3 protein-coding genes are annotated in these 4,748 nt (G+C 55.6%); 1 reads left to right on the top strand and 2 read right to left on the bottom strand.

The genetic code is table 11. From position 1 onward, the window contains the following. Positions 1 to 112: 112 nt before the first annotated feature. Positions 113 to 1,159: an ABC transporter ATP-binding protein gene (locus IT585_12360; protein MCC6964039.1), complete on the top strand. Its 1,047-nt coding sequence runs from the start codon at positions 113 to 115 to the stop codon at positions 1,157 to 1,159. A 547-nt stretch (positions 1,160 to 1,706) separates the two neighbouring features. Here IT585_12360 and IT585_12355 read toward each other — a convergent pair. Both IT585_12355 and IT585_12350 read right to left on the bottom strand, forming a co-directional pair. Next, the gene (locus IT585_12355) at positions 1,707 to 2,693 is read right to left on the bottom strand and encodes a hypothetical protein (protein ID MCC6964038.1); all 987 of its coding nucleotides are present in this window, start codon (positions 2,691 to 2,693) and stop codon (positions 1,707 to 1,709) included. Positions 2,694 to 2,790: 97 nt separating this feature from the next. Continuing rightward, on the bottom strand, positions 2,791 to 4,617 hold the full coding sequence (locus IT585_12350) for a M3 family oligoendopeptidase (protein MCC6964037.1): 1,827 nt from the start codon (positions 4,615 to 4,617) through the stop codon (positions 2,791 to 2,793). Positions 4,618 to 4,748: the final 131 nt, after the last annotated feature.

Below are 4,748 nucleotides of genomic sequence, written 5' to 3'. Positions count from 1 at the left end.
TTGTCTGCCAACTTAGGTTCGACTGATATTCCTGTCACCCCCATAGTCCTCTTATCGGCAGCGCCGCGGGTTTCTCCTTGCCTAATCTTGGCGCGGTTGTAGATTCCGAGCCATGAGCCAGGTGGAGCTACGCGGTATCGTCAAGCGCTTCGGCGGCAACGTGGTGATCCCCCGTCTGGACCTGGCGATTCCGGCAGGCAAGCTGACGGTACTGCTGGGGCCGTCCGGCTGCGGCAAATCGACCTTGCTGCGAATCATCGCCGGGCTGGAAAGCCCGGATGAAGGCGCGGTCTGGATCGACGGCCGAGACGCCACTGCCCATGAGCCCCGCGACCGCAATATCGCGATGGTGTTTCAAAATTATGCACTTTATCCGCATCTGACGGTCCGCGAAAACCTGGCGTTTCCGCTCAAGGTGGCTAAAGTGGCCAGAGGCGACATCGACCGGCGCGTGGCAGCGACGGCCGAGCTGCTGGAAATTACGCCGCTGCTGGACCGCCTGCCGCGCACTCTGTCCGGCGGGGAGCGGCAACGCACGGCCGTCGGGCGGGCGATCATCCGCGATCCGCGGTTGTTCTTGTTTGATGAGCCGCTGTCGAATCTCGATTTCCAACTGCGCAATCAGATGCGGGGTGAATTGCGCGCGCTCCAGCAACGGCTGGGCAAGACGGCAATCTATGTGACCCACGACCAGACCGAAGCGATGACGATGGCGGACCAGTTGGTGGTGCTGAGCAAGGGGGCGATCATGCAGATCGGCACACCGGAAGAGGTGTTTGACCGGCCGGCGAATCAGTTCGTGGCCGGCTTCATCGGATCACCGCCGATGAACTTCCTCGCAGTGAGCGTGCGCGGCGGGCAAGTGAAAACCGCGACCGAGGTTATCAGCACGAGTGCGGCCATCGCCGACGGTGAGTACATCCTGGGGATTCGACCGGATCACTTGACAGCCGGAAGTGAATCCTCTCCGTGGACGATGATCGTGTCGCGAATCGAGTACCATGGCGCGGTAAGCTACGCGATTGGCAGTTCCGGCGGCGCCGAATTGATGGCACGCCTGGGGCCGGGATTAGCGGCAGGAATGGGTCGGAAGGTGGGGTTGAGTTTCGAGGCGGAGAAGGGGCATTTATTCGAGAAAGCGACGAAGAAGAGGGTGTAGAATCGGGAGACCTTTGTTATTGCTCCCTGCTGGTATCCTAGCTATCTTCGGTATGACAATTTGCATGTATCAGCAAGTAATGTCTCAGAATACAAGCAATACTGAGCTCTCAAGGAGGACGCAATGGGCGACCTTGATGAATTCGCAAAGAAATGGGCATGGGTTGAATCGAACAGGATAGCTGTTCAAAGAGGGAATCTCCCTTGTCCTTACGGTGGCGGTAATTGTCTAATCTCTTCGCCTGGAATTCATGGAGACGGTGAAGATGGCAAGGTATACCATTTGGTGGCCTGCACTAAAGCTCGAGCTGCGCAAGACGGTATAATGGGAAGAGGCAGAAGAGGACGAGAACTCCGAGAGATGGGTTGCCCTCGACCAGAGCCCGCATTATTTTCCGGCTGGAAATGCAGGTATGCTGATGGCACCTGGCAGCCTCTGTGATGATCAACTCAACGATTCGAACACCCATGGTTTGGGCTCATTTGATATTCCATTGTTCTGGGTCTGTAGCCCACTCGAAGCGAATCGGAGGCTGGCGCTTCGCGATTCATCTCCCTAATTCAGATATCAATTCCGGAATCTTGGTCTCAATGCCACCTTCAATCGTGACTATTTTGTACCAAGCGCGTTCTCGTGGAAAGCCGAATTCGTCAAATCGGTCTAAGATCGCACCAGGATAGGGATCCAGAATAATGAGCTTCTTGCAGGCGTATCTTGACGTAAGGAATCGCGTCAACAGAAGCCACAAGTAAGAGTCTTCGGGACGGAGGCTAGTCCCAATGATGATTAATCGTGTAGCAGTAACAACTGCTTCAAGTGCATCCAGCATCATGTAGACGATTTCAATGTGAGGAGATTTGACAAAGCTCGGTGCAATGACGTATTCGGCTGCGCGCATCCTCCCGCCTCTTTCATATTGCCTATTCTTACCCGATCTTGGGAAAATTGAATCGTTCACCTCAAAGCCAAGACTTGTGTGGCCCTGATCGCCGTGAATGTATGACTCGCCGAAATGCTCTGAGCCGTGTATCTTGGCAATTTTGATGCCTTTTGGGCTTGAGTCTTCGATGCCAAACAACGGATGGAGAATTCGGCAGTACCCGTCGCGTGGTCTCCAAACATCGAAGTAGTCAAGGGCACCATCGAGAAAGCAGTCATAGTTCAGTGTGATTATGAGGTCTCGATTGGACAAGACTACTTTTGCGAATTGATGAATCCACTTACCTGGACCTAGTTTAACTGGTTCGAATCGAAATTGCCGGAAATATTCAGCGATTTCGTGCTGAATCTTCCTTCGCTCGACTGCGAAATCACCGTCACGCACGCCCTGCAAATTCAGATCATGCAGAGTGAGCAGCTTTTCAATTTCCGTGATACTGCCGTTCTGAGATGCGATCTTTGCAACAGTGTCTGCACCGCTTTCAATGAGCTCCTTCAGTAGCTGACCATTCAGCGGCGCTCTTGGGAACGCTGCTTTTGTAAATCCGGCCCCGATGAGGAAGATAGTCTCTGGCTGCATTGAATCTGTCGACATACGCTAATACTCCCACTTTACGAACATCGGCCCTTTGCGCGAAGGTTCGGTTGGCGTCAGGACACAACAATCAGACCGACAGACAAGAATGTCTATCCTACCGGCTCTGTGAGGCCAGCCGGACGAACTCATCAACGTGCGCCATTGCGCGCTCGACACCGGACTTCCAGAAGTCAGCCTTGGTCAAATCGACACCCATATGCTTTTGTGCCACCTGCTCAGTCGTCATACGGCCGGTGTCCTCCAGCAACGCCCGGTAGCGCGGCGCAAACGCCTTGCCTTCCGCCAACGCCCGCGCGTACACGCCGCCGGCAAACAGGAAGCCGACCGTGTACGGGAAGTTGTAGAAGGGGATTTCAGTGATGTAGAAGTGCAGCTTCGACGCCCAGAAGAGCGCATGGAAGCCGTCGGTGACATCAAGGGTATCGCCAAAGGCCCGTTTCTGCGCGTTCAGCATCAGTTCTTCGAGGCGACCCCGACTGACCATGCCTTTCTCGCGTTCAGCGTAGAAAGCCAAATCAAACAGGTAGCGCGCCTGGACGTTGCAGAATAGGATGAACGCATTCTGCAGATTCTGGTCGATCAACATCAGCTTGCCCGGCGTGTCGGAGACCTCCTTCAAGGCAGCATCGCCGACGCGCAGTTCGTTGAAGATTGAGGCGGTCTCGGCCAGCCCCATCGGGTATTCGGTAGCCAAATAGGGAGTGTCTTTCAAAACGAACTGATGATACCCGTGGCCGAGTTCATGGGCGAGCGTCGACATGCTGCTATAGTCGTCCGAGTACGTCATGAAAATGCGCGAGACGCCCTTGAGGTTCATGCCGGTGCAATAGGCGCCGTCGGCCTTGCCGGGACGGTCTTCGGCTTCGACCCAGCGATTGTCGATCGCCATGCGGGAGAACTGCGCCATCTCGTCGGAAAAGCCGCCGAGGTGCTTGACAATAAAATCGCCGGCCTGCTTCCAGTTGAATTCGATCTCGAGATGGCCGACCGGCGCAAACTGGTCGAACCAGCAGAACTTGTCGCTGCGGATCAGTTTCTTCTTGGCCTCAATGTAGCGCTTCATTTGCGGCAACGATTGTTGGACGGCGTCCCACATGGCATCGACCGATTCCTGCTTCATCCGGTTGAGCTGAAGCGGCTCGGTCATGATTGATTTCCAGCCGCGGCGTTTGTAGAGCGACCAGCGGAAACCGGCCTGGGCGTTCAAGGTAGCGGCGCAGATGTTGGCTTTTTCCGCCCACGCCTGCTCGAAGAGCTTAAAGGCGCGCCGGCGAACGTCGCGGTCGGGATGCTGCAGCTTGTTGGCCAACTGACCGATCGAGAGCTTCTCCGGCTTGCCTTTTTCCGCAAACTCGACGACGATATCGCCGGAGATACGGTCGTAGAGGCGCGACCAGGCATGGTAGCCGTTCACCGCCAGTTCGAGCGCGAGCGATTCCAGTTCGGGAGCCATCTTGTGCTTGGCGATGTCGCGCATCTCCGTGAGGGCAAATTCGATCGACTGGATGCCGTCGGCCGACATCAGCTTCTTCCATTCAGCATCGGGTTGCTTGGAGAAGAGTGCTTCGAGGCCGGTGCGGAGATTGTACCACTGCGCGATATAAGTATCGATCTCAGCGACAAGGGCGTGACCGGGTTCGTCAGAGGTCTTCTGCGAAATCAGGCAATGGGCAAAAGAACGCGCCTGATCGATATGCAGACCCAGCCGCTGGAACTCCAGAATCAGAGTCTTCCAGGCGGTAACTGCTGAGTCGTTCAATGCCTGGGGCAGCGCCTTGAAGTCGGCATTAAGTTTCTCGAGGTCGCGTCGGATGGCAGCGCGAAAGTCGGCAAATTCCTTGGAGGCGGCGCCACCAGGGAAAATCGATTCCAGATCCCAGCGCGGAGCAGTTGTGTCGGCAGTCTTCACTATAGTCGGCATGTAGTCTCTCCCAATCGTAAGTGGTAACATACTGCCGGCGTGGCGGCAGAGGCGATAGGCTACAATGAAAGGCGGAATTTGTCAACCTGAGGGTTGAGAGAAAGCGAGAATCTCCTTGACCCTGAACTCGG

The organism is Candidatus Zixiibacteriota bacterium (assembly GCA_020853795.1).
GTDB lineage: Bacteria > Zixibacteria > MSB-5A5 > CAIYYT01 > CAIYYT01 > JADJGC01.
Note: the sequence above shows the minus strand (reverse complement) of the source record. Positions and strands in the feature narration are given on the sequence as shown.